This is a genomic window from Streptomyces sp. CC224B, from assembly GCF_030010595.1.
Classification (GTDB): domain Bacteria; phylum Actinomycetota; class Actinomycetes; order Streptomycetales; family Streptomycetaceae; genus Streptomyces; species Streptomyces longispororuber.
In genome coordinates this window covers 69,315-93,613 of sequence record NZ_JASCXL010000002.1, presented here as the reverse complement: position 1 = coordinate 93,613, position 24,299 = coordinate 69,315, and the positions used below count along the sequence as shown (strand labels likewise).

Annotated in this window: 22 protein-coding genes and 1 pseudogene; 10 read left to right on the top strand and 13 right to left on the bottom strand. The window is 73.4% G+C overall.

All coding sequences use genetic code 11. The annotated features are described in order from the left end of the window. Window positions 1-5 precede the first annotated feature (5 nt). A complete protein-coding gene (locus tag QK440_RS01580) occupies window positions 6-743 on the bottom strand; it encodes a cobalt-precorrin-6A reductase (RefSeq protein WP_282791092.1) in 738 nt (245 codons plus the stop codon). An 18-nt stretch (window positions 744-761) separates the two neighbouring features. On the opposite strand from QK440_RS01580, the gene QK440_RS01575 reads away from it, so the two are divergent. Continuing rightward, the gene (locus QK440_RS01575) at window positions 762-1,943 is read left to right on the top strand and encodes a cobalt-precorrin-5B (C(1))-methyltransferase (protein WP_282791091.1); all 1,182 of its coding nucleotides are present in this window, start codon (window positions 762-764) and stop codon (window positions 1,941-1,943) included. A gap of 163 nt (window positions 1,944-2,106) precedes the next feature. Here the strand turns inward: QK440_RS01575 and cobM are convergent, their stop codons facing one another. From cobM to QK440_RS01560, 3 genes are all read right to left on the bottom strand, one after another. Continuing rightward, on the bottom strand, window positions 2,107-2,847 hold the full coding sequence (gene cobM, locus QK440_RS01570) for a precorrin-4 C(11)-methyltransferase (protein WP_282791090.1): 741 nt from the start codon (window positions 2,845-2,847) through the stop codon (window positions 2,107-2,109). Beyond that, on the bottom strand, window positions 2,844-4,157 hold the full coding sequence (cbiE, locus tag QK440_RS01565) for a precorrin-6y C5,15-methyltransferase (decarboxylating) subunit CbiE (RefSeq protein ID WP_282791089.1): 1,314 nt from the start codon (window positions 4,155-4,157) through the stop codon (window positions 2,844-2,846). The genes cobM and cbiE overlap by 4 nt, the downstream gene beginning before the upstream one ends. Before the next feature lie 154 nt (window positions 4,158-4,311). Next, a complete protein-coding gene (locus QK440_RS01560) occupies window positions 4,312-6,447 on the bottom strand; it encodes a UvrD-helicase domain-containing protein (RefSeq protein WP_282791088.1) in 2,136 nt (711 codons plus the stop codon). Between the two features lie 96 nt (window positions 6,448-6,543). On the opposite strand from QK440_RS01560, the pseudogene QK440_RS01555 reads away from it, so the two are divergent. The 5 genes and pseudogenes from QK440_RS01555 to QK440_RS01535 all read left to right on the top strand — a co-directional run. Further along, window positions 6,544-6,645: pseudogene (locus QK440_RS01555) on the top strand (DUF4287 domain-containing protein); the annotation flags it as partial. A 574-nt stretch (window positions 6,646-7,219) separates the two neighbouring features. After that, window positions 7,220-7,588, top strand: coding sequence for a metalloregulator ArsR/SmtB family transcription factor (locus QK440_RS01550; protein WP_282791087.1), 369 nt, complete (start codon window positions 7,220-7,222; stop codon window positions 7,586-7,588). A 92-nt stretch (window positions 7,589-7,680) separates the two neighbouring features. Continuing rightward, entirely contained in the window at window positions 7,681-8,205 is a 525-nt protein-coding gene (locus QK440_RS01545; RefSeq protein WP_282791086.1) for a hypothetical protein, read from the top strand. 224 nt (window positions 8,206-8,429) lie between these two features. Beyond that, the gene (locus QK440_RS01540; protein ID WP_282791085.1) at window positions 8,430-10,232 is read left to right on the top strand and encodes a prolyl oligopeptidase family serine peptidase; all 1,803 of its coding nucleotides are present in this window, start codon (window positions 8,430-8,432) and stop codon (window positions 10,230-10,232) included. Window positions 10,233-10,652: 420 nt separating this feature from the next. Further along, window positions 10,653-11,453 carry an SURF1 family protein gene (locus QK440_RS01535; protein ID WP_282791084.1) on the top strand — a complete coding sequence of 267 codons (801 nt, stop codon included), beginning with the start codon at window positions 10,653-10,655 and terminating at the stop codon, window positions 11,451-11,453. Window positions 11,454-11,546: 93 nt separating this feature from the next. Here QK440_RS01535 and QK440_RS01530 read toward each other — a convergent pair whose 3' ends face one another. From QK440_RS01530 to QK440_RS01510, 5 genes are all read right to left on the bottom strand, one after another. Further along, on the bottom strand, window positions 11,547-13,130 hold the full coding sequence (locus QK440_RS01530) for a hypothetical protein (protein ID WP_282791083.1): 1,584 nt from the start codon (window positions 13,128-13,130) through the stop codon (window positions 11,547-11,549). Next, window positions 13,127-13,702: a SigE family RNA polymerase sigma factor gene (locus QK440_RS01525; RefSeq protein WP_349239258.1), complete on the bottom strand. Its 576-nt coding sequence runs from the start codon at window positions 13,700-13,702 to the stop codon at window positions 13,127-13,129. Before QK440_RS01525 ends, QK440_RS01530 begins: the two co-directional genes overlap by 4 nt. A 472-nt stretch (window positions 13,703-14,174) precedes the next feature. After that, a complete protein-coding gene (locus tag QK440_RS01520; protein ID WP_282791081.1) occupies window positions 14,175-15,233 on the bottom strand; it encodes an aspartate-semialdehyde dehydrogenase in 1,059 nt (352 codons plus the stop codon). Further along, a complete protein-coding gene (locus tag QK440_RS01515) occupies window positions 15,230-16,501 on the bottom strand; it encodes an aspartate kinase (RefSeq protein ID WP_282791080.1) in 1,272 nt (423 codons plus the stop codon). Before QK440_RS01515 ends, QK440_RS01520 begins: the two co-directional genes overlap by 4 nt. A gap of 278 nt (window positions 16,502-16,779) precedes the next feature. Next, window positions 16,780-17,796, bottom strand: a complete 1,017-nt coding sequence (locus QK440_RS01510; protein WP_349239256.1) for a hypothetical protein — start codon at window positions 17,794-17,796, stop codon at window positions 16,780-16,782. A 278-nt stretch (window positions 17,797-18,074) separates the two neighbouring features. Here QK440_RS01510 and QK440_RS01505 point away from each other — a divergent pair, with 278 nt between their 5' ends. From QK440_RS01505 to QK440_RS01495, 3 genes are all read left to right on the top strand, one after another. Continuing rightward, a complete protein-coding gene (locus tag QK440_RS01505) occupies window positions 18,075-18,674 on the top strand; it encodes a hypothetical protein (RefSeq protein ID WP_282791079.1) in 600 nt (199 codons plus the stop codon). Between the two features lie 140 nt (window positions 18,675-18,814). Continuing rightward, window positions 18,815-19,258: a nuclear transport factor 2 family protein gene (locus QK440_RS01500; protein ID WP_282791078.1), complete on the top strand. Its 444-nt coding sequence runs from the start codon at window positions 18,815-18,817 to the stop codon at window positions 19,256-19,258. 351 nt (window positions 19,259-19,609) lie between these two features. After that, window positions 19,610-20,188, top strand: coding sequence for a hypothetical protein (locus QK440_RS01495; RefSeq protein ID WP_282791077.1), 579 nt, complete (start codon window positions 19,610-19,612; stop codon window positions 20,186-20,188). Between the two features lie 46 nt (window positions 20,189-20,234). Here QK440_RS01495 and QK440_RS01490 read toward each other — a convergent pair whose 3' ends face one another. From QK440_RS01490 to QK440_RS01480, 3 genes are all read right to left on the bottom strand, one after another. Further along, complete coding sequence (locus QK440_RS01490) at window positions 20,235-20,963, bottom strand: DUF5063 domain-containing protein (RefSeq protein ID WP_282791076.1); 729 nt, start codon at window positions 20,961-20,963, stop codon at window positions 20,235-20,237. Window positions 20,964-20,970: 7 nt separating this feature from the next. Next, window positions 20,971-21,570, bottom strand: a complete 600-nt coding sequence (recR, locus tag QK440_RS01485; protein WP_030682774.1) for a recombination mediator RecR — start codon at window positions 21,568-21,570, stop codon at window positions 20,971-20,973. A 228-nt stretch (window positions 21,571-21,798) separates the two neighbouring features. Beyond that, window positions 21,799-22,140: a YbaB/EbfC family nucleoid-associated protein gene (locus QK440_RS01480; protein ID WP_282791075.1), complete on the bottom strand. Its 342-nt coding sequence runs from the start codon at window positions 22,138-22,140 to the stop codon at window positions 21,799-21,801. A gap of 273 nt (window positions 22,141-22,413) precedes the next feature. Between QK440_RS01480 and QK440_RS01475 the strand changes: the two genes are divergently transcribed. Further along, window positions 22,414-23,223, top strand: a complete 810-nt coding sequence (locus QK440_RS01475) for an SLATT domain-containing protein (RefSeq protein ID WP_282791074.1) — start codon at window positions 22,414-22,416, stop codon at window positions 23,221-23,223. A gap of 297 nt (window positions 23,224-23,520) precedes the next feature. Here the strand turns inward: QK440_RS01475 and QK440_RS01470 are convergent, their stop codons facing one another. After that, complete coding sequence (locus QK440_RS01470) at window positions 23,521-24,171, bottom strand: hypothetical protein (protein ID WP_282791073.1); 651 nt, start codon at window positions 24,169-24,171, stop codon at window positions 23,521-23,523. Window positions 24,172-24,299 lie beyond the last annotated feature (128 nt).

Here is a 24,299-nt window from a genome sequence, read left to right as displayed (position 1 = left end):
GGCCCTCAGAGGCGGTCCGTGACCCAGCGGGCCGCCTCGGCGGGACCGGCCACCTCGGGCACGCCCTCCGGCACCGGCGGCCTGCGCACCACGACCACGGGGACCCCCGCCTCGCGGGCGGCCGTCAGCTTCGGCGCGGTGGCCGCTCCCCCGCTGTCCTTGGTGACGAGGACGTCGACGCGGTGGCGGCGCAGCAGCTCCCGCTCGCCGTCGAGGGTGAAGGGCCCGCGGTCGAGCAGCACCTCCATGCGGGGCGGGTGCGGCGGCTGGGGCGCGTCCACGGACCGGACCAGGAACCACTGCTCGGCGAGCCCGGCGAACGCGGCCAGGCCCATGCGCCCGGTCGTCAGGAACACCCGCTCGCCGAGGCCGGGCAGCAGCTGTGCCGCCTCCGCCAGGGACCCGGCGTCGTGCCAGACGTCCCCCGCGACCGGGACCCACCCGGGACGGCGCAGCGCGAGCAGGGGAACATGGGCGTCGGCGGCGGCCCGCGCCGCGTGGAAACTGATCGTCCCGGCGAAGGGGTGCGTGGCGTCGATGACCGCGTCCACCTGGTGCTCCCGCAGCCACGCGGCGAGCCCCTCGGCCCCGCCGAAGCCGCCGACGCGGACCTCGCCCGGCGGCAGCCGGGGGCTGGCGACGCGCCCGGCGAGTGAGCTGGTCAGGTCCAGGCCGGGGGTACCGTGCAGCAGTCCGGCCAGGTGGCGGGCCTCCGTGGTGCCGCCGAGTATCAGTACGCGCATGGAAGTCCGGGTCCGTTCATGAGCAGTGAGGTGCGAGGCGCCGGCGAGGCGAAGGGCGGCCGCGGCGCCCAACTCAAGCACACCGGCCTGCGGCACGGGTGGACCACCGGGGCCTGCGCGACGGCCGCCACCACGGCCGCGTACACCGCGCTGCTCACCGGCGGCTTCCCCGACCCGGTGACGATCACGCTGCCCAAGGGGCAGACGCCGGCGTTCGCCCTGGCGGTCGAGGAGCTGGCGGAGGGCCGGGCGACGGCGGGGGTCGTGAAGGACGCGGGCGACGACCCGGACGTCACGCACGGCGCGCTCGTCCGGGCCACGGTACGGCGGCTGCCCCCGGGGTCCGGGGTCGTCTTCCGGGCCGGTCCCGGCGTCGGCACCGTCACGCGCCCCGGCCTGCCGCTGCCGGTCGGCGAACCGGCCATCAACCCCGTGCCGCGGCAGATGATGCGCGACCACGTCGCCCGGGTCGCGGCGGAGCACGGCGGCAGCGGCGACGTCGAGGTCACGGTCTCCGTCGACCACGGCGAGGAGCTGGCCCGCTCCACCTGGAACCCCCGGCTCGGCATCCTCGGCGGCCTCTCCATCCTCGGCACCACCGGGATCGTGGTGCCGTACTCCTGCTCGGCGTGGATCGACTCGATCCGGCGGGGCGTGGACGTGGCCCGGGCGGCGGGCCGCACGCACGTCGCCGGGTGCACGGGCTCCACCTCCGAGCGGACGGTCGTCGCCGCGTACGGCCTGCCCGAGGACGCCCTGCTCGACATGGGCGACTTCGCGGGCGCCGTCCTGAAATACGTCCGCCGCCACCCGGTCGAGCGCCTGACCATCTGCGGCGGCTTCGCCAAGCTCTCCAAGCTCGCCGCGGGCCACCTCGACCTGCACTCCGCCCGCTCCCAGGTCGACAAGGGCTTCCTGGCCGCACTGGCCCGCCGCGGCGGCGCGTCCGAGCCCCTGGCCGCCCGGATCGCCGAGGCCAACACCGGCCTGGCCGCCCTCCAGCTCTGCACGGCGGCCGGCGTCCCCCTGGGCGACCTGGTCGCCACCACGGCCCGCGACGAGGCCCTGAAGGTCCTCCGCGGCGCCCCCGTCACGGTCGACGTCATCTGCATCGACCGCGCGGGAACGATCGTGGGCAGATCAGCCCCGGCCGCAGGTGACCGGGCCCGCCCGGAAGGATCCAGCCCGTCCGGCGTTTGAGGACGAGCGCGGAGCGCGACGAACCCGCCGCGGCGCGGCGGGAAAGGGCGGGCGGGTGGGAGAACCAAGCCCGTCCGGCGCTTGAGGACAGGCAGGCCGCAGGCCGCGACCCCGGCCACACCCGGGCCCAGCCCCGCAGAACCCCGGCCCACCCCGGCAGGGCCTAGCGCTCGCGCCCCGGCGAGTACAGATGGCTGTCACGGAACTGCGTAGCTCCCAGCGTCCGCCCCACCATGATCACAGCGGTCCGCAGCACCCCCGCCTCCTTCACCTGCCCGGCGATCCCGCCCAACGTCCCGCGCAGCACCAGCTCCTCGGGCCGCGAGGCGTACGCCACGACCGCGGCCGGGCAGTCGGCGCCGTAGTGCGGCAGCAGCTCCTCCACCACGCGGTCCACGTACCGCACGGCGAGGTGCAGCACGAGGAGCGCCCCGCTGCGGCCGAGCGTGGCGAGGTCCTCGCCCTCGGGCATGGGGGTGGCCTGCTGCGCGACGCGGGTGAGGACGACGGTCTGGCCGACGGTCGGCACGGTCAGCTCCCGCTTCAGGGCCGCGGCCGCCGCGGCGAAGGCGGGCACGCCCGGTACCACCTCGTACGGCACGCCCGCCGCGTCGAGGCGCCGCATCTGCTCGGCCACGGCGCTGAAGACGGACGGGTCGCCGGAGTGCAGCCGGGCGACGTCGTGCCCTTCCTCGTGGGCCCGGACCAGCTCGGCGGTGATCTGGTCCAGGTCGAGCCGCGCGGTGTCGACCAGGCGCGCGTCGGGCGGGCACTCGGCGAGCAGGTCGCGCGGCACCAGGCTGCCCGCGTACAGGCAGACCCGGCAGGCGGCGAGGGTGCGGGCGCCGCGCACCGTGATCAGGTCGGCGGCGCCGGGCCCGGCGCCGATGAAGTACACGGTCATGTGTCCGCTCCTGCTGTGTCTTCCGTACCGGCGGCACGGACCGCATCGGCGGTACGAGCGGTACGGACTGTCCGGGGGGTCTTCTCCACGGCCCACTGAGTGACCGGCATGGCCTGCCGCCAGCCCGTGAACCCGCCCACGGGCACGGCGTGGGCGACGGCGAGCCGCACCAGGTCGCCGCCGTGGCGGCGGTAGGCGTCGGCGAGGAGCGCCTCGGACTCCAGGGTCACGGTGTTGGCGACCAGGCGCCCGCCGTCGGGCAGCGCCTGCCAGCAGGTGTCGAGGAGGCCGGGCGCGGTGAGCCCGCCGCCGATGAACACGGCGTCGGGCCGCGGCAGTCCGCCGAGCGCGGCGGGCGCGGCGCCGGTGACGACGCGCAGGCCCGGTACACCGAGCCGGTCGGCGTTGCGGCGGATGCGCTCGGCGCGCACGGGGTCCCGCTCGACGGTGACGGCCCGGCACGAGGGGTGGGTGCGCAGCCACTCGACGGCGATGGAGCCGGAGCCGCCGCCGATGTCCCACAGGAGCTCGCCGGGGGCGGGGGCGAGCGCGCCGAGGGTGGCGGCGCGCACGTGGCGCTTGGTGAGCTGCCCGTCGTGCTCGTACGCCGTGTCGGGCAACCCCGGTACGGCGCCGAGCCGCAGGGCGCCGGGATCACGGCGGCACTCGACGGCGACGACATTGAGGGGATCGCCGGGGGCCTGGTCGAAGCCGTCGGCGGTGACGGCGTCACCGACGCGCTCACGCGGACCACCGAGCTGCTCAAGCACCCGCAGACGACTGGGCCCGAACCCGCGGTCGCGCAGCAGGGCGGCGACCTCGCCCGGGGTGGCGGCGCCCGCGCTGAGCACGAGCAGGCGGCGCCGGTCGTGCAGGGCGGCGGCGAGCCGCGCGGGCGCCCGCCCGACGAGCGTGACCACCTCGACGTCCTCCACGGGCCAGCCGAGCCGGGCGCAGGCGTAGGACACCGAGGAGGGGTGCGGCAGCACGCGCACGGCGCCGGGCCCCAGCTCCTCGGTGAGGGCGCGCCCGATGCCGTAGAACATGGGGTCGCCGCTGGCGAGCACGGCGATCCGCCGCCCCGCGTGCGCGGCGAGCAGCCCGGCCACCGCGGGCCGCAGCGGCGAGGGCCACACGACCCGCTCCCCGCGGCACTCCCCCGGCACCAGCGCCAACTGCCGCGCCCCGCCGATCACCACCTCGGCCCCCCGCACCACGTCCCGCCCGGCCTCGGCGATCCCACCCCACCCGTCGGCCCCGACCCCCACAACGGTCACGACGACGGTCGACACGGCAGACTCGGCGGTCACGGCTCGGTACCTCGGGGGTGGGGTCGTGGGTTCGGGTGCGGGGTTCGGGGGGCGCGGTTTTCGGGGTGCGGTTCGGGGGCGGGCGACGTTGGCGCACTTTACTGGGCGAAGGAGGGGCCACCCGCCCTCGGGTGCACGTCAACGGGTTTCCCGCTCAGACCGCCGAGGCGGATCCCGTGGCGCGGACGCTGCCCAGCCACAGCAGGTCCCGAGCTCTGGTCATGGCGACGAAGAGCTGTCGGCGGAAGAGCTGCTGCCGCTCGGGAGCCGTCTCGGGAGGGCCGGAGCGGGTCGCGAGGGCTTCGTCGTGGCGCGGCAGGTAGACGTGCTTGAACTCGAGCCCTTTGGCGCGTTGGTAGCTGCCGAGCTTGACGGCCTCCACGGGCCTGCCGTCGTAGTGCTCGAGCAGGCACACCGGAAGGCCCGCCTGGGTGAGAAGGCGCTGGTAGTGGGCGATGGCCCGCCTGGACGGGCAGAGCACGGCCGCGTCGCCGAACCCGCCGGCCGACCACCCGCGGACCGCTTCCACCAGCTTCTGGTCGTGCTCGGCGGCGGTGGCATGCGCGGAACGCACCACCTTGCCGTCGTGGTACGTCAGCTCGACGTCGCGCCGCCCGGAGGTGGTGAGGCCGTCGATGTCCTCGAAGGCGTCATCGGCCACCACGGCGAGCGCGGCCTCCAGGATCGGCTCGGAGTTGCGGTAGTTGACGCGCAGCACCTGCCCCCGGCCTCCTCTGACGTCGATACCGGCGTCGCTCAGCCGAAAGCCTCCGGGGTACACCGCCTGCTGGCCGTCGCCGATGAGCAGCAGACCGTTGGGGGCGTCGCCGACCAAGGCGTGCAGCAGGCGCACACCGACCAGCGACAGGTCCTGGACCTCGTCCACGACCACCGCCGCGTACGGGGAGGGAGCCTTCCGCCGCTCGCTCTCCGCCACCTCCAGGGCCATGGTGAGCACGTCGCTGAAGTCGTGCACCCCGCGCTCGTTCCGCAGCCGCTCGTACGTCTCGTACAGGGTCCATACGGCCTCGCGGTGCACACGGCGCAGCGCGGCGCCGCGCCGTACCCGGCGGACCACGGCGTACTCGTCGAAGGAGGTGATGCCACGCCCCTTGATGACGTGATCGATCTCCTCGTGCCAGTACAACGGCACGGGGTCGATCTCCGCGAGCGGGCTGTCGCGTCCCGTGTGCGTCCACGCCAGGCTGAACGCCGTCTCCGCCTTCTCCTTGTTGAGGCGGACGGCGACACCGCGCTCGCGGAGGAATTCCTGCGCCCACTGGTGCAGGCTGCGGAAGTCCACCCGGGCGGCCACGGCCGGGGACATGGTCCGCAGGAAGGTGCTCTGCACGCGGGGCAGGTTCTTGGCGTACGTGACGTACAGGACGCGGCCGCTGCCGCGTTGTGCGAGGTGTGCCGCCCTGTGGAGGCCGACCACGGTCTTGCCGGTGCCCGCCGGTCCGCTGATCCGGGCAGGGCCCGACCAGTTGCGCCGGACCAGTGCCGCCTGGTCCGGGTGCAGGAACGTCATCCACCTCTCGATGGGCGCCTTCATGACGTCCGCCAGAGCCGCGTCCCGCAGCGCATCGACGTCGAAGAGCCCGCCGTCGTCCGCCTCCGGGGGCGCCTCGGCCTTCTTGTCCGCCTCGTTCGTCCCGTTCGCCTTGTTCGCCCTGCTCGCCTTGTTCGTCTCCGCGACAAACGACCCCTCGTACTGCGGGAAGGCGTGCTCCAGGAGGTCTCCGACGGCGCGGACGCCCTCCGGCAGCAGCCGCCGCGGCTCGTTCAGCAGCATGGGGCCGACCTCCCGCTCGCCCAGCAGCCGCACCCGGCCGAGCGACGCTTCCACCCGCTGGCCGGCGAACACCATCAGCGGGCGGACAGCGATCGGGGACAGGCCCAGGGCGGAGAGCGCCTTCTCGGCGGTCCTGGTCATCCCCAGCAGCTTCTGCACATGCGCGTCCCGCTGCTCACCGTCGGCATGAAGGTGCCCGTCGGTGACTCTGGGTACGGCACGCCAGTTCTTCACATCGAGGACGAAGACACCCCCGGGCCCGACCAGCAGCATGTCCACGTTTGCCGCGCGGGTGCCCGGCCAGCGTCGGTCGACGAGCAACCGCCAGCCGCGCTCCGTGAGAACCAGGAGCTGCGCGGCGACCCGGCGTTCCCCCTCGCTCGCGGCCTCCCAGCGCCGGGCCTCCCGCCGCGCGGCCTGCCACTGCTCCCGTAAGAGCCGCTCCTGCCTCCTGGCCTCCTGCGCTCGACGCGACGCCGAACCACCAGCCCCCATGTCCGCCCCCTTGTACGCGAAAAACGATCGTAGGGCGCCACTCCGGGATCCGGGAGACCGCCATCAGGTCATGTCCTCTTTGCAGACCTGAAGACGCACATGGAGCTGGTGGGCTGGCTCAAGGCCGCGTACGGCCTGGGGCACGGGCACGCGAGCGCGCTCGTCGCGCACACACTCGCCGAAGACCGGGCGTCGTGAGCAGCGCCGCCGCGGCGCACGCGGCGGCGGTGAGGGCGAGGCCTGCCGCGGCCGGGTTCAGCCAGTCGGGGACGCCCGCGGTGTACGTGCCGTCGCCCGCGACGCGGCAGCCGAGGCGCAGGGGGACGTACGTGGCCTCGTAGCCGTCGAGGCGCGGGGCGCGGGCGGCGCCCACGGCCGCCCGGCAGGCCTGGTCGTGCTCGGTGAGGTCGAGGCCGAGGAGGCGTACGGCGCCATAGGCGTGGAGCGCGGCCGTGCCCGCCGCCAGGAGGGCCGCGGCGGCGCGCAGGGACGCCGTGAGACGCGAGATCGCGGGGACGGGTGCGGGGGGTGTCGGGGCGCGGCGGGTGGGGCGGGGCGCGGACGTCCACGCGTAGGCCAGTGCGGCCGTCACCGCGACGAGGGCGATCAGGACGATGCCCATCAGGGAGACGACGTTGTGCTCGGCCACGGTGCCCGTGGTCTCCGGTGCCATGCGCTGTGCCTCGTTCCGTCGTCCCGGGACGGTACCAGGGCCCCTTCCTCGTGCCGGTCCCGCTTCGTCGGCGGCCGTCGGTGTCCCTAGGGTGAACGCATGTCGAATACGCAGGTTCCCGCGGCATCGGAGCCCGGCGGCGCGACGAGCGAGGTGCCGTCCTTTCCGCCGGTCGGCGAGCGGCCGTTCAGCGCCGGGGAGGCGGAGGCCGCCGCGCGGATGTTCAAGGCCCTGGGGGACCCGGTGCGGTTGCGGCTGTTCTCGCTGATCGCCTCGCACGAGGGCGGTGAGGCCTGCGTGTGCGACATCTCCGACGTCGGGGTCGCGCAGCCGACCGTCTCCCACCACCTGAAGAAGCTCAAGGAGGCGGGGCTGCTCACCTCCGAGCGCCGCGGCACGTGGGTGTACTACCGCGTCGAGGGGCCCGTACTCGCCGCCGCGGCCCGGCTGCTGGGCCACTTCGGCTGACGACGCGCGCCAACCGTTCCGCGCGGCGGTCCGTTGGTGCCACCATGCTCACTCCGGACGTACGGGATCACGGGGCGGGGCGGGAGGCGCGGATGGCTGAGGTGTTTCTGCGGCGGTTGTCGCGGTGGCAGGCGGAGCAGCAGCGCGAGAACGTGGCGAGCGTGTACGCGGCGTGCCACGGGCGGGACCGGGCGGAGTTCCTCGAGCGCTTCGAACGCGAGGTGCAGGAGCGGGACTTCGACATGGTCGTCGCCGACTCGGCGGGCGGCCTCGTCGGCTGCCTGTACGGCTACCGGGCCGCGCCCGAGGCCCCGGCGTACGCGGGCTTCGTGGCGGCCCTGCACGCCGCCGCGCCCGAGGCGGCCGCGGGGGCGGCGGCCGGCCGGCTCTTCCTGCTGGCGGAGCTGATGGTGCTGCCCGGGCACCGGCACCGGGGCACGGCCACCCGCATGCGGGACCTGATCCTGTCCCGGCACCGGACGGACGTCGTGGTCACCACCCTGGCCGCGCCGGGCGACGGGACGGGGCGCGAGGTGCTGCGGGCGTGGTCGTGCACGCGGCTCGGCGAGTTCGCGGCGCCGCCCGGGGAGGCGTGGCTGCACCCCGCGGAGCGGTGAGTCCGCGGTGTCCCCGGGGTGTCCCTGTGGGGCAGGGCCTGCCTGTCTCGGCGCGTACACGCCGAGAGTTATCCACAGGCTGGGGACCTCGGCGGCGCGGAACCGGTCGGGCCAGGCACTATGGGGCCATGAGTGAGACGGGAACGCAGGTGGACGCAGGGGCCGGTCGCGACGCGGGGGGCGGTCGTGACGCGGGGGCCGGACGTGGTGCGGGGGGCGCCGGGATGCCCGACTGGGAGAAGCGCTTCCGCGCGCCGCGCGTCTCCCTGCCGGACTGGGCGGAGGACGCCCCCGACCGCTCCCTGTTCGTGTCGAACGCGACGGGTACGTACGAGCTGTACGCGTGGGACCGCGCGACGGGCACCCAGCGCCAGGTCACGAACCGGGCGAACGGCACGACGGACGGCCTGCTCTCCCCCGACGGCCGGTGGATCTGGTGGTTCGACGACAAGGACGGCGACGAGTTCGGGGTGTGGCGGCGCCAGCCCTTCACCGGGCCCGACGACCCCGACGGCGAGGGCGTCGACGAGGTCGCCGTGCCCGGGCTCGCGCCCTCGTACCCGGCGGGTCTCGTCCTCGGCCGGGACGGCCGCACGGTCGTGGTGGGCCGCTCCACGGACGAGGACGGCTCGACGATCCACGTCGTGCGCCCGGACGCGGCCCCCGGCGAGGCGCCCGCCGAGATCTACCGCCACCGCGAGTCCGCGGGCGTCGGCGACCTCTCGTACGACGGCACGCTGATCGCCGTCGAGCACACGGAGCACGGCGACGCGATGCACTCCGCGCTGCGCGTGCTGCGCCTGGACGGCTCGGTGGTCGCCGAGCTCGACGACACCAAGGGCGGCACGGAGGAGCTGGGCCTGGAAGTCCTCGGCTTCGCCCCGGTGGACGGCGACACCCGGCTGCTCGTGGGCCACCAGCGCCGGGGCCGCTGGGAGCCGATGGTGTGGGACGTGGCCACGGGCGAGGAGACGGACCTGGACCTCGACCTGCCGGGCGACGTGTCGGCGGAGTGGTATCCGGACGGCTCGGCGCTGCTGGTCGCGCACAGCTTCGAGGCCCGCGGCGACCTGTGGCGGTACGACCTGGGCAGCCGGGAGCTGACCCGCGTGGAGACCCCGCGCGGCTCGGTGTCCGGTGCCACGGCCCGCCCGGACGGCACCGTGGAGTACATGTGGTCGTCGGCCGCCGAGCCGCCCGTCCTGCGCTCCACGTCCGGCCGGGTGGTCCTGGACCCGCCCGGCATGAAGGCGCCAGGCTCGGTGCCGGTGGAGGACGTCTGGGTGGAGGGGCCCGGCGGCCGTATCCACGCCCTGGTGCAGAAGCCCGCCGGGACCACCGGGCCGCTCCCCACCGTCTTCGAGGTCCACGGCGGCCCCACCTGGCACGACAGCGACGCCTTCATGGCGGGCCCCGCCGCCTGGGTGGACCACGGGTACGCGGTGGTGCGGGTGAACTACCGCGGCTCGACGGGGTACGGCCGCGCGTGGACCGACGCCCTCAAGCACCGCGTCGGCCTCATCGAGCTGGAGGACATCGCGGCGGTGCGCGAGTGGGCCGTGACCAGCGGCCTCGCGGACCCGGACCGGCTGGTCCTGTCCGGCGGCTCCTGGGGCGGCTACCTCACCCTGCTCGGCCTCGGCACCCAGCCGGACGCCTGGGCGGTGGGGCTCGCCGCGGTGCCCGTCGCGGACTACGTGACGGCGTACCACGACGAGATGGAGGCGCTGAAGGCGCTGGACCGCACGCTGTTCGGGGGGACGCCGGAGGAGGTGCCGGAGCGGTTCGCGGCGTCGTCGCCGCTGACGTATGTGGACGCGGTGAAGGCGCCGGTCTACATCTCGGCGGGGGTGAATGATCCTCGGTGTCCTATCCGGCAGGTGGAGAACTATGTCGACCGGCTGGTGGCGCGGGGGGCGGTGCATGAGGTGTACCGGTACGAGGCCGGGCACGGGTCGCTCGTCGTGGACGAGCGGATCAAGCAGGTGGGGCTTGAGCTGGACTTCGCCCGCCGGCACCTGGGCTGACCCCTCGCGGGACGCCCCAGCCCCACCCCTCCCCGAAACCGGGGGCTGACCGCCCCCGGGCCCCCGCCCTTTCGTCTGGGGCTCCGCCCCTCTCCCCCACAACGGCGCTCCGCGCCTCGTCCTCAAACGCCGGACGGGCTGGTAGTTTCCCGCGACTCGCCGTCGTCGACTGCCCGCCGGCCGCCGACGGCGCGCGGCGGACCGTCTCAGCCCGTCCGGCGATTGAGGACGAGGCCGCCAGGCCGATGGAAGGGCGGGTGGGTGGGGAACACACCGGCACCCGACGACGGCGCGCAGCGGACCATCCCAGCCCGTCCGGCGATTGAGGACGAGGCCGGAGGCCGATGAGGGGCGGGTGGGTGGGAGAAGGCCCGGGCCCCGGGAGATGGCTGCGGCGCGGCGCCCCGTACCGTGGAGGGCGTGTACCGGTTCCTCCTCACCCCCCGCTGGTGGGGGATCAACGTCTTCGTCGCGCTGGCGATCCCCGTCTGCCTCTTCATGGGCTCCTGGCAGCTCAGCCGCTTCGAGGACCGCGTGCAGGACCACGAGGACGCGAAGCGGCAGGCCACCGTCGACACCAGCGGGAAGGCGCGGCCGCTGGACGCGCTCCTGCCGGTGGACCGGGAGACCTCCGGCGAGCGGACGTCGGCCACGGGCCGTTACGGCAAGCAACTCCTCGTCCCGGACCGTACCTTGGACGGCAGGCGCGGTTACTACGTCCTGACCATGCTGCACACCACGGCCGGCAAGTCGCTGCCCGTGGTCCGCGGCTGGCTGCCGGGCGACGCCGACGCGCGGCGGGCGCCCGCGCCGCCGCGGGGCGAGGTCACGGTGACCGGCGCGCTCCAGGCCTCGGAGAGCCCCAGCTCGGACGGCGTCCGCACGGCGGGCGGCCTGCCCGCCGGCCAGGTCGGCATGATCAGCGCGGCGTCGCTGGTGAACCTGGTCCCGGACGACGTGTACAACGCGTGGGTGACGCTGGAGCGGGGCACGGACGGCCTCAAGCCGGTTCCGGCGGCCGCGCCGGAGGACTCGGGCCTGGACATGAAGGCGTTCCAGAACCTGGGCTACACGGGCGAGTGGTTCGTGTTCGCGGGGTTCGTGGTGTTCATGTGGTTCCGGCTGTTCCGCCGTGAGCGGGAGGCCGCCCGGGACGAGGAGCTGGGCCTGATGCAGGCCGAGGCCGAGGACGCGCAGTCCCCCCAGCCCTCCGCGACCTGAGCACCCGCGCCGCCCCGCCACGGCACCACTGCACCCCCGCGCCGCCGCACCACGGCACGACCGCGCCACGGCGCTACCGCGCTGCCGCCGCCGCTACTGCGCGGGCAGCACTCCCGTCTTGTACACCGTGCCGGAGCAGGCGTTCGGGACCGTCGCGGCCGCCGACGGGGCGCCCGGCTCCGCCGTGAGGGAGAGCGCGACGCTGCCGTCCTTGGTGCCGTCCTCGGGGACGAGCTGGGTGGTCACGCCGCCCTCGCCGCCCGCGCCCTCCGTGCCGGAGCCGCCGGTGCCGCCGCCGTCGGACGGGGACGGGTTCGGCGAGGGCTCGCCGCCGTCGGAGGGGCAGGCCGCCGAGGGCACCCAGGCGAAGCGCACCTCGTACGCGGCGCCGGGCTTCAGGACCAGTGAGGTGGTCTCCTGGGCGGGGTCGGGCAGGCCGGTCGCGGCGTCGCCCGCGGTGTGGTCGACGACGTTCACGGCGGCGGGGTCGGCCGCGCCCTGGGCGGTGGCGGCGACGGCGCCCGGGCTCGCCACGGTGCAGCTGCTGCCGGAGACGTTGGCGATCCGGAAGGTGCCGTAGACCTTGCCTTCGGCGTCGGCGGGCGCGACGGAGCCGGAGGCGTCGCCGAGCTGGGCGGCGTCGCAGGCCGGGGAGCTGGCGGCGTCGGTGTCCTGGTCGCCCGGCTCGGTGCCGCCGCCGGTGGCACCGCCCCTGCCGGTCTCGCCCTTGCCCTTGCCGTCCTTCTCCTTGCCCTTGTGGTCCTTCTCCTTGCCGCCCTTCTTGTCCTTCTTGTCCTTCTCGTCGTCCTTGGTGTCCTTGCCGGGGCGCTCGGCGCCCTTGCGGGTCTCGCCGGTGCTGCCCTGGCTCTCCTGGCTCTTGCCCGCGCCCGCGATGGACGGCCGCGCGTCGGAGTCGCCGGAGGAGCGGGTGACGTGCACCAGGGCCGGGACGGCCGTGACCGCGAAGAGGACGACGGCGGCGGCCCCGGCGAGCGCCTGGCGCTTGCGGGCCCGGCGCGCGGGCACCGCGTGCCGCAGCTTGTCCAGGGCGGAGTCGGCCGGCTCGATGTCCTGGACGGCGGAGCGCAGCAGCCGCCGCAGCGCCAGCTCGTCGTCGGCGAGGCCCGTCGGCTCACCGAGGTCGTCGGGGGTGCCGAGGTCTCCGAAACCGCCGGAGCCAGGACCGGGGCCCCGGTTCGCGCCGCCGTCGAGGGCGGTCAGCCGCCCCAGCCCGCGCAGCCGCTCCGCGAGGCCGCCGTCCGGCCCGTCCGACTCGGCCTGCCGACCCGCCCCGCCTGTCCCGCCTGTCTCATCCGACCCGTCCGCCCGGTCGGACCTGTTCGACCTGTTCGACCTGCTCGACCAACTCGGCCCGTCCGACCGGTCCGGCTTCCTCAGCCCCTCCGACCGGTCCGGCTTCCTCAGCCCGTCGGGTCCGTCGTCCTGCCCGCCCTGCCCGTGCTTCACCGTGTCGTTCCCAGCGTCGTGCTCACCGCGCTCACCGCGCGCGGCTCCGTGCTCGCCGTGCTCGTCCCGTGCGCCGCGCCCGGCGCGGTCCGTACCGTCCTCCCGCTCGGCGCGGCCCATACCCTGCTCGCGCTCCACGCGCGCGTCGCGTTCCTTGTCGCCCGTTCCGCCCGTTCCGCCCGTGCCGCCTGTTCCGCCCGTTCCGCTCATGCCGGGGCCTCCATGGCGACCCGCAGGGCGGCGATGCCGCGCGAGCCGTACGCCTTGACCGAGCCGAGCGATATGCCGAGCGTCTCGGCGACCTGGGCCTCGGTCATGTCGGCGAAGTACCGCAGGACGAGGACCTCGCGCTGGCGGCGCTGGAGGCCGCGCATGGCCTTGATCAGCTCGTCGCGCTCCAGTTGGTCGTACGCGCCCTCCTCGGCGCTCGCCATGTCGGGCATCGGCTTGGTCAGGAGCTTCAGGCCGAGGATGCGGCGGCGCAGCGCGGACCGGGAGAGGTTCACCACGGTCTGGCGGAGGTACGCGAGGGTCTTCTCGGGGTCGCGGACGCGCTTGCGCGCGGAGTGCACGCGGATGAACGCCTCCTGCACGACGTCCTCGCAGGACGCGGTGTCGTCGAGGAGCAGGGCGGCGAGGCCGAGCAGCGAACGGTAGTGCGCGCGGTAGGTCTCGGTGAGGTGGTCGACGGTGGTGCCCGCGGTCACGGCCACCTCATCGCCCTCGCGCTGCGTCGGAATGCGGGCGGGCCGCGTCGCGGGCATGGGGGCGATCACCGGCATGCCGCCGGGTACGCGAGGTCGGCGGGACGGGCGCAGTGCCGCCGTGCCGCTCGCGGTGAATTCGAGTACCTCTGCCACGCCTGTTGGACACGCTTCCCCCCGTCAGGGTTGTACGCGTCAGGCATGGCGTTCGGCATCGCGTGTGCGGCGTGCCTCACATGCACCGCTTTTCGCGGTGCGTCGATAGCCCCCATGCGTACCAGCTCTTCCCCTAAGCCCCATTTGTCTGCCGCAGCGTTCCGGGCCGCCCACCGGAGGGGCGACGGCGAAGACGCGGGCGCCGCCCTCGCGGTTGCAACGGGCGGAAGCCGAATCTTCGAACGCGCGGACGCCCCAGTTCAAGCGGTCTGGACCATCAGATAGGACACAGAACTTACACAGTTCCTACAGGCAGCTCCGCTTCGGGGAGCCTTTCGGGCAGCTCACCCTGCCCCCGGGACCAACCCGGCCGACGGCCGGTGCAGTTGCTGGTTCAGGCGCCCGGGAACTCGCCCGCCACCAACTCGGCGATCTGCACCGTGTTGAGGGCGGCGCCCTTGCGCAAATTGTCCCCGCACACGAAGAGTTCGAGTGCGGCGGGGTCGTCCAGGGCGCGCCGCAGCCGTCCGACCCAGGTGGGGTCGGTACCGACGGCGTCGGCCGGGGTGGGGAACTCCCCGGCGGCGGGGTCGTCGAAGAGCACGACGCCGGGGGCGGTGGCGAGGATCTCGCGGGCGCGGTCGACGGTCACCTCGCCCTCGAAGCGCGCGTGGACGGTGAGCGAGTGGGTGGTGACGACGGGCACGCGCACGCACGTGGCCGCGACCTTCAGGCCGGGCAGGCCGAGGATCTTCCGCGACTCGTCGCGGATCTTCATCTCCTCCGAGGACCAGCCGTCCTCGCGCACGGCCCCCACCCAGGGGACGACGTTCAGCGCGACGGGCTCCGGGAAGGGCCCGGTGTCGTCGCCGACGGCGCGGCGCAGGTCGCCGGGCCCGGTGCCGAGTTCGCTGCCCGCGACGAGCTGGATCTGCCGGCGCAGCGTGGCGACGCCGTCCCGCCCGGCCCCGCTGACCGCCTGGTACGAGGAGACGACCAGCTCCCGCAGGCCGAACTCGGCGTGCAGCGCCCCGAGCGCGACGATCATCGAGAGGGTCGTGCAGTTGGGGTTGGCGACGATGCCGCGCGGCCGCAGCCGGGCCGCGTGCGGGTTCACTTCCGGTACGACGAGGGGGACGTCGGGGTCCATCCGGAAGGCGGCGGAGTTGTCGACCACGACGACCCCGCGCGAGGCGGCCACGGGCGCCCACTGCGCCGCGACCTCGTCCGGCAGGTCGAACATGGCGACGTCGACGCCGTCGAAGACGTCCTCGTCCAGCGCGTGGACCTCGACCTCCTCCCCGCGCACGGCCAGCTTGCGGCCGGCCGAGCGCGGGGAGGCGACGAGTCTGATCTCGCCCCAGATGTCGGCGTGCTGCGACAGGATCTGGAGCATCACCGAGCCGACGGCCCCGGTCGCCCCGACGACCGCGAGCGTCGGCTTGCGGTTCATCGCCCGGTGCCTCCATAGACCACGGCTTCGTCCGAGTCGGAGTCGAGGCCGAAGGCGGTGTGCACGGCGCGCACGGCCTCGTTGACGTCCTCGGCGCGGGTGACGACCGAGATGCGGATCTCGGAGGTCGAGATGAGCTCGATGTTCACCCCGGCGTCGGTCAGCGCCTCGAAGAACGTGGCGGTGACGCCCGGGTTCGTCTTCATGCCCGCGCCGACCAGGGAGATCTTCGCGATCTGGTCGTCGTAGCGCAGCGAGTCGAAGCCGACGCGCTCCTTCGTCTTCTCCAGGGCGTCGATGGCCTTGCGGCCCTCGGCCTTGGGCAGGGTGAAGGAGATGTCGGTCAGGCCCGTGGAGGCGGCCGACACGTTCTGGACGATCATGTCCAGGTTGATCTCGGCGTCGGCGACGGCGCGGAAGATCGCGGCGGCCTCGCCCGGCTTGTCGGGTACGCCCACGACCGTCACCTTGGCCTCGGACGTGTCGTGCGCGACACCAGAGATGATCGCCTGCTCCACCTTGCGGTCCCCTTGCGGTTCGTTGCTGACCCAGGTGCCCTGCAGTCCGCTGAAGGACGAGCGCACGTGGATCGGGATGTTGTAGCGACGCGCGTACTCCACACAGCGGTGGAGCAGCACCTTGGACCCGGAGCTGGCCAGCTCCAGCATGTCCCCGAAGCTGATCCAGTCGATCTTCCGGGCCTTCTTCACCACGCGCGGGTCGGCGGTGAACACGCCGTCCACGTCGGTGTAGATCTCGCACACCTCGGCGTCGAGGGCCGCGGCGAGGGCGACAGCGGTGGTGTCGGAGCCACCGCGCCCGAGGGTCGTGATGTCCTTCTTGTCCTGGCTGACACCCTGGAAGCCCGCGACGATGGCGATGTTGCCCTCGTCGAGCGCGGTCCGGATGCGGCCCGGCGTGACATCGATGATCCGCGCCTTGTTGTGGACCGAGTCGGTGATGACACCGGCCTGGCTGCCGGTGAACGACTGGGCCTCGTGGCCCAGGTTTTTGATCGCCATGGCCAGCAGGGCCATGGAGATCCGCTCTCCGGCGGTCAGCAGCATGTCGAATTCACGCCCGGCAGGGATCGGCGACACCTGCCCGGCAAGATCGATCAACTCATCCGTCGTGTCACCCATCGCCGACACCACGACGACCACCTGGTGGCCGTTCTTCTTGGCGTCGACGATGCGCTTGGCGACCCGCTTGATGCCTTCGGCATCGGCAACGGAGGAGCCTCCGTACTTCTGCACGACAAGGCCCACGTGCGCTCCTCGCTCAGTGAAGTTTCTTCCCGCGCTCCGGCGGTCAGCTCAGTCTAACGAGCGGCCGAATCCGCCCCCGGCGGTATCAGATCGTGAGATGTCCCGCTCACAAAGTGATCAACTTCGGGGGCTGCCCGTCCTGCGGCCGCTCCGGGGACACCCCTGCCCGCAGGCGCCACCGACCACTCCGGAAAGTGGGACGGGTCACACCCCCACGCCTCCCCAGCGGCCGGCCTCAGCCCGCGTACTCCTTGAGCCGACCGGCGCGTGCCGGGTGCTCATCCGCGCTGCTTGGGTGCGTAGCCCGACGCGTGGCGGATCTCGTCGACGTATCGCGTCACGTCCACGACCGGAGCGGGGGTTCGCGGGCGCGGGACCGCGAGGAAGGTGTCCGGGACCGCGCGGGGGGCGACGTACGCCCCCTCGGCCTCGCTGTCCGCCAGGCACTCCGCGCGGCAGTCGGCGCACAGCCCGTTCACCAGCTCCGTCGTGGTCTCGGGCTCCTCGCAGAGCCCGCACACGAACACCGCGCGGGTCACGCGGGCGCGCAGCCGGGTCTTGGCCGGGGCCTTGGGCAGCTTGGGGGGCATCTTGGTCTCCAATCGGGTACGGGTGAGGCCGCCCGGGTTCGTGACGGCCTCGGGCAGGCCGGTGGTCAGGGCCCGGGTGATGTCGGCCGGGGTCGCGCCCCGCGCCAGCCACTCGGCGGCCAGCGGCTCCAGCGCCCGGCAGTCCCGCTCGGACAGCGCGAGCCGCCGGTCCGCCGCGCGCAGCCCCGCGAGGGCCTGGCGCGCCGCACCGCCCTCCGGTCCGGGCTCGGGCTCGGGCTCGGCGCGGGTTTCGGTGTCGTCGTCCTCCACGCGGGACAGACCCGGCGCGTACTGGTCCGTCACGTCCCGCCCGTGCCGCTCCCGCACGAACTCGGCCCACCAGGCGGGGGACTTGGCCTCCCGCGACCAGTACGTCCTGGTCACCCAGCGCATGGAGGTGTCCTCGAGCGTGAGGTGTTCCCTGACCCAGCGCAGGTGCCCCGCCTCGGCCAGGCGCCCCATCGACGTACGCACGGCTTGCTGGCCGTACCGGGGGTGCTCGGCGGCGATGGCCTTGTGCCCCATGGCCGCACCGACGGGGAGGTGGTCGATGAAGGCCGCGATCTCCGCGTCACGCTGGAGCAGGTGTGCGAAGTCGGCTTCGCTGTGCGGGGGTTCGTCACTCGCGTGACGCTTCCCGTAACCCGTTTTGGCCATCGGGTGGGACGGGGAGGGCAGGGCGGCATTAAGCTGGGCGTAAGCCACGTTCGAATCCTTCACTTCGACACGTCGGACTAGGCCTCGGCACCGGTGTTTGCGGCACCGGCCGGGGCCGTTTCTTTGCCGCGAACCTAGGGCGGTTTTACGTTCCGAAGCAAGCTGACTACGAAACGTCACCCTCGTGGGTGACGTGGGGCTCAACTCCCGTAGTGGCTCGGTTGGTTGGGTTCAGGACGTGACCGACCAACCCATGGAAGAGGCTCGGGTCCCGGGGCTCAAGTCCCGGGCCGACCAGCAGAGACGCTCCGACCAGGAAGAGCCAGTTGACCCCGCACTCTCTCGCGTTCTACGTGGACGTGATCACCACCGGGACCATGCTCGGCGCCAGGCCTACGGACAGTCCCGAGCAGGTCACCGCGATCCTGGGCTCCGACTTCGCCGAGAACTCCTTCGACGCCCACAGCATGTGGCGCGACTACGGAATGGTCGAGTTCTTCTGGGGCCGGGAATCGCCCGGCCACCCCTGGGTGGGCCACCACTTCACCCTGCACGTGCATCGGCTCTCGTACGGAGGTGGCGGCATCGCCAACAGGGCGCTGCGCGAGCAGTACGGCCGCTTCGGCCGCCACCTCCGCTTCGACAGACTGGAGCGGCTGCTGGCGAAGCGCGGTGTGCGCATGGAGCACGTCCCGGACGCCAACGCCCCGGCCTTCTCCCTGCACTGGCAGCCTGCTTCCGAGGTGTCCGTCCTGGCGTTCCGGGCGCATGAAGAAGGGGAGCGCCGGCGCCGCGGCGAACGCATCGGTGATGTGTACGCCATCTCTTCGTCGATGAGCGCCGAGCACGTGGCATGGAACAGAGCCCGCTACGGCGTGCACCGCAGCGGCCCCGCGCTCACGGCTTCGTCGCCTTCGACTCGGTGAACCAGGGCCCTGGTGCGGAAGTCGCCCCTGGTGACGGGCTCGCATTACTTCAGAGGTAATGGCCTCCGGCCTGCCCGTGTCGGCAGGATCGGCGATCTCTCCGCGTCGGCAGGACGCGGGCCAGGACGGAGGGGTCTGCCATGTCCACAGCCGCACCTACGAACACGCGCACCGTGGTGGAAGAGCTGCTGCGCAGGATCGGTGAGGGCGACCCCGAGCGCGTCGCCGAGCTGTACGCCGAGCAGGGCGACTGGAAGCTGGGCTGGCCGGAGGCCGAGCACGGCCGTGCCGCCACGCCGTGGATCCGTCACCGGTCGACCCGGGCCGACGCGGCCGCCCACTACCGCGAGCTGGCCGAGCACCACGTGCCGGAGCAGGTGGCGACCGAGGTCGAGCGCATCCTCATCGACGGGAACGACGCGGTCGTGCTGGGCGAGATCCGCCAGACCGCCCGGCCCACCGGGCGGGCGTATCGGGCGCGGTTCGCCCTGCACCTCACCGTTGAAGACGGCCTGGTCACCCGGCACCACGTCTACGAGGACAGCCTCGCCGTCGCCCAGGCGTTCGAGCCGGAGGTGCGGTGAAGGGCTCCGGTCAAGCCTCGGGCCCCACTGCGGAGACAAAGGCGCTCCAGGCGCGCCCGGAGACGAACAGCCGGGGCCCGGCGGGGCACTTCGAGTTGTTTCGTCGGCCGCTGCGCTGGTACAGCGAGCCGACGCCGGCGGCCCCGTTCGTGGATCCGCGCGGACTGCGGGCGGCGCTGGGCGGCTGGGACGTGGCCGAAAGCGAATTGGTCTGCTTTAGGACGATTCTGCGAAACAAGTCCCCACTGGGTGCGGTCTTGGGAGGCTTGTCGCACCCCCGCCGACGGCCGTGCAGCGGCACGGTCCGGCGGGGGCGTGCGCATGCCGAGTCGTCGACCGAGGGGAACTCCGATGGCGAACGAGCTCAAGTACGGCGAACAGATCCACCTGCAGAACGGCTACAACGGCTGGCAGGGCGGCTACCTCGACACCAACGGGCACAGCGGTGCCTCGGGAGCCAAGTACCAGGTCTCCACCGCCGACAGCCCCGCGCGCGGCAAGGGGACCGGGACCTGGGAGATCCTCTCCGCCTCCGGCAAGGCCGCCGGCCAGCCCGTCGTCAGCGGTGACCTGGTGTACCTGCGCAACCTCTACGGCGGCGACGGCGGCTACCTCGACACCAACGGGCACGCCTCCGACAGCCAGAAGGCCGCGGGCGCCAAGTACGACGTGTCCACCTCGCAGGGCAGGGACCGCGCGGCCGGCACCGGGCGGTGGCGGATCTTCGCCAGGACCTCCAGCCCCGCCGACGGCACCGTCCGGCCGGGCGACGTCGTCCACCTGTGGAACACCTACGGCGACAACGGCGGCTTCCTGGAGACCAACCACACCAGCTCGGCGAGCGGCGCCAAGTACGACCTGTGCACCAACGCCTACTACAACCGCAGCTCCGACGTCGCCGACTGGAAGATCCACCGGGCCCAGGCCTGACACCGGTGGGTCCGGTCCCCGGCAGCCACCGGGGGCCGGACCACCGCTACTGCACGGGGCGCAGCCCCAGCGGGCCCGCGATCTCCTCGGCCATGACCCGGCCGGCGGCCTCTTCGAGGGTCTCGTCGGTGAGGTCCTGGTCGGTGTCCAGGCCGTCGAGGTCCTCAAGGGGCTGGTTCAGCCGGACGTGGGCGACCAGCGACTGGAGGGCGCGCAGGGCGGCGGACGCCGTGGAGCCCCAGTTGGAGAAGTAGGAGAACTGCCACCACCACAGGGCCTCGGTGGTGCGGCCCGCGCGGTAGTGGGCCAGGCCGTGGCGCAGGTCCGTGACGACGTCGGCGAGGTCGTCGGAGATGCGGCAGGCGACCGGGGCCTTGCGGGGCTCGTAAGGGTCGAAGACCTCGGAGTACACGTCGATCGGGTCCAGGAGGACGGCCAGGCGCTCGCGCAGCTCGTCCACGTCGCCCTCCGGCCCGAGGTCGGGCTCGTAGCGCTCGTCGGGGACGATGTCCTCGTGGGCCCCGAGACGGCCGCCCGCGAGGAGGAGCTGGGAGACCTCAAGGAGCAGGAAGGGCACCGCCGAGTCGGGCTCGGCGCCCCGCGCGACCTCCGTGACGGCCACGATGAAGCTCTCGACCTGGTCGGAGATCTGCACCGCGAAGTCGTCCGGGTCCTGCGACGCGGCGTGCACCAGCGTCTTGGGCTCGGGCCCGGCGCCCCCGGCGGAGCCCGGCGACGACGTCGGCTTCGGCTTCGGCTCAGGTGACTTAGACATCGCTGACTTAGACATCTAGGAGTCGTCTCCCCTCGAAAGCGCGGCCCAGGGTGACCTCGTCCGCGTATTCCAGATCTCCCCCGACAGGGAGTCCGCTGGCCAGCCGGGTGACCTTCAGGCCCATCGGCTTGATCATGCGCGCCAGGTACGTCGCCGTCGCCTCGCCCTCCAGGTTCGGGTCCGTGGCGAGGATCAGCTCCGTGACCGTGCCGTCGGCGAGGCGCGCGAGCAGCTCCCGTATGCGCAGATCATCCGGGCCGACGCCCTCGATGGGGCTGATCGCCCCGCCGAGCACGTGGTACCGGCCCCGGAACTCGCGGGTCCGCTCGATCGCCACGACGTCCTTGGGCTCCTCGACCACACAGATGACCGAGGGGTCGCGGCGGGCGTCACGGCAGATGTTGCACAGCTCCTCCTGCGCGACGTTGCCGCACGTCGCGCAGAAGCGGACCTTCTCCTTCACCTCCAGCAGGGCGTGCGCGAGACGGCGCACGTCCGTCGGCTCCGCCTGGAGGATGTGGAAGGCGATCCGCTGCGCGCTCTTGGGACCGACGCCGGGCAGCCTGCCCAGCTCGTCGATGAGGTCCTGGACCACGCCTTCGTACAACGGACTGCCTTTCCGCGGGTTCTCTCCGGGGTCCCGGGCTTTTGGGGACCGGTGTCCCGGTCGTCCTCGGGAGTCCCAGTCTCCTGGTGATCCGGTCCGCCGGGGTCAGTGTTCGGGGGTCGGGGGGCTATGACACGTACCGTAGTTGGCCGTCGGCCGACTTTGAAGGTAACGGCCGGGACGGGGAACCGGGGACGGCCGGCCCGGGGGCCGCTCAGCCGGGGACGGTCAGAACGGCAGGCCGGGGATGCCGCCGCCGCCCAGGCCCTGCGCGAGCGGGCCGAGCTTCTGCTGCTGGAGCGCCTGGGCGTTCTCGTTCGCCGCGTGCACGGCGGCCACGACCAGGTCCGCGAGGGTCTCCGTGTCCTCGGGGTCGACCGCCTTGGGGTCGATCACCAGGGCACGCAGCTCACCGGAACCGGTGACCGTCGCCTTGACGAGGCCGCCGCCCGCCTGGCCGTCGACCTCGGTCTGCGCCAGCTCCTCCTGCGCCTTCGCGAGGTCCTGCTGCATCTTCTGGGCCTGCTGGAGCAACTGCTGCATGTTGGGCTGTCCACCACCGGGGATCACGATCAGCTCCTGGTGTGTCGGTCGAGTGCGTACGTACGACGTGCTTGCGGGCGGGTTGACGCCTGCCACGAGCCTACGTGGTCGCGGGTGCCCGCGCCCCGGCACTCCCGAGGGCACTCTTTCGGGTGAGAAACGCGGCGCTCCTATACCCGATCAAGAGACCCTTCCAGGCGGCAAAGCCGTGAAAACGACCGCATACCCACCCATTGGGCGGTAGGACTGGACGCCGCACAGAGGCACCGTCCATTACGTTGCGTCACTTATGCGGGACTTATGCGGAAGCCGAGGGAGTGCCGGGTGAGCCACCACCAGCCGGATATGCAGCCTGAGGGGGTGCCCCATGAGGGGCAGGAGGCCGGGGCGGGGGCATCGGGCACACCGTGTACGGCGAGTGACGGAGCCGGCGGCGAGCTGGGCCCGCGGGTGTTCCCCACGGGCGACTGGGGCGATCCCGCCGCGCGCCTCGACGAGCTGTACCGGTGGGTGGAGCGGGGTGCGCTCGACACCGCGGCGTGGTATTTGCGCGACCGCGTCCGCAAGCGGCGCGGGGCCCGGCTGCTGCGGTGCGGCGCGGCGCTCGGCGCCCTCGGCGGCGGGACGCTGCCGCTGCTCGACCTCGCGGGGGCGGTGACGGGCGGGGCCAGCTGGGGGTTCGTCTCGCTGCTCGCCGGGGTGGCGTGCGTGGGGTGCGACCGGTACTTCGGGTTCACGTCCGGGTGGATGCGGGACGTGGCCACCGCGCAGGCCGTGCAGCGGCGGCTGCAGGCGCTGCAGTTCGACTGGGCGTCGGAGAGCGTGCGGGAGGTGCTGGGGCCGACGGAGGGGACCGCCAGTGAGGCGGCGGAGCGGTGTCTGGGGGTGCTGCGGAGGTTTTCCGAGGACGTGACGGAGCTGGTGCGGGCGGAGACGGTGGACTGGATGGTGGAGTTCCGTGCGCGGGGCGCTGCGCTGGCTGTGCAGGGGGGGGGGGCGGGGGGCTGTCCTGCCCCCGGCCGGGAGCCCGGGGTTGTCCCTGGGCGGTTTCCCCTGCCGCCCGGGGCGCGGCCCAATATGCCTCGGCAGCGGCCTCCTGAGCCTCGGTGAGGTTTCGGGCCTGGCTTGGGTTTGTGCTGCCTCTGTTTGCCGCTGGGCGGCGCCTTGGCGGCCTGGTTTTACGGCTGGGCGGCACCTAGGTGCTGTGCCCACCCGTCCCGCCCTGCGGGACGATTGCCCACAGCGAGGGGGGCGTGCCCACAGCGGGGGGGCGTGCCCCCAGCGGAGGGGGGCGTGCCCACAGCGGGTGAGGCGGGTGCCCACAGCGGGGTGGGGCGGGTGCCCACAGCGGGTGGGGCGGGTGTGCGCCACCGGGCGGGTGGGGCCCGGCCGGGAGGGGACGGTTGGTCAGCTGTAGATGATCATTGAGCCTTGGGCGAGGCTTCGGGTGGTGGCTGCGTGGAGGCCGAGCCAGACGTGGCGCTCGCGGGCGTACGGGCTGGCGTCGTGCGGGGGCGGCGGGGCCGGTTCCTCCAGGGTCGTGGGGGACTGGGGCGGCGCGGGGGGCTGGGGCGGATTCGCGGGGTCTATGCCGATGGCCGGGGCCACGAACTCCAGCTCCCGCAGAAGCGCCTGCGAGGAGCCCAGCGGGCCCCCGCCCGCGAGCAGCTCGTCGTTGGCGAGCGGTGCCGGGAAGTCCACGGGCACGTACGCCCCCGCGTGGTCGTAGTGCCACACCAGGTGCGACTGCTGGGCCGTCGCGTCGAACATCTCCAGGAGCTGTTCGTAGTCCCCGCCCAGCTCGTCCACCGGCGTGACCTCCAGGCCGCAGACGCGCAGCAGGTACGCGCGCCGCAGGAAGTGCAGCGCGTCGTAGTCGAACCCCGCGACGGGCGCCACGTCACCGGAGAGGCCGGGCATGTACGCGTAGACGGGGACCGGCGGCAGTCCCGCCTCGGTCAGCGCCTTGTCGTACGTGGCGAGTTCCTCGGCGAAGGGGTTGTCGGGGCTGTGGCACAGCACGTCGACAAGCGGGACGAGCCACAAGTCGCAGGCCAAGAAATGCTCCTCGGGTCAGAACGTCGAACGTCGGACGACGCGGGTTCGGACGGGGTCGGGTGGGGGGTTGGATCGAGCGGGTCGGTAGGGGCGTCGGGTTGCGTTGTCGGGGGCGCGTGCGACGGCGC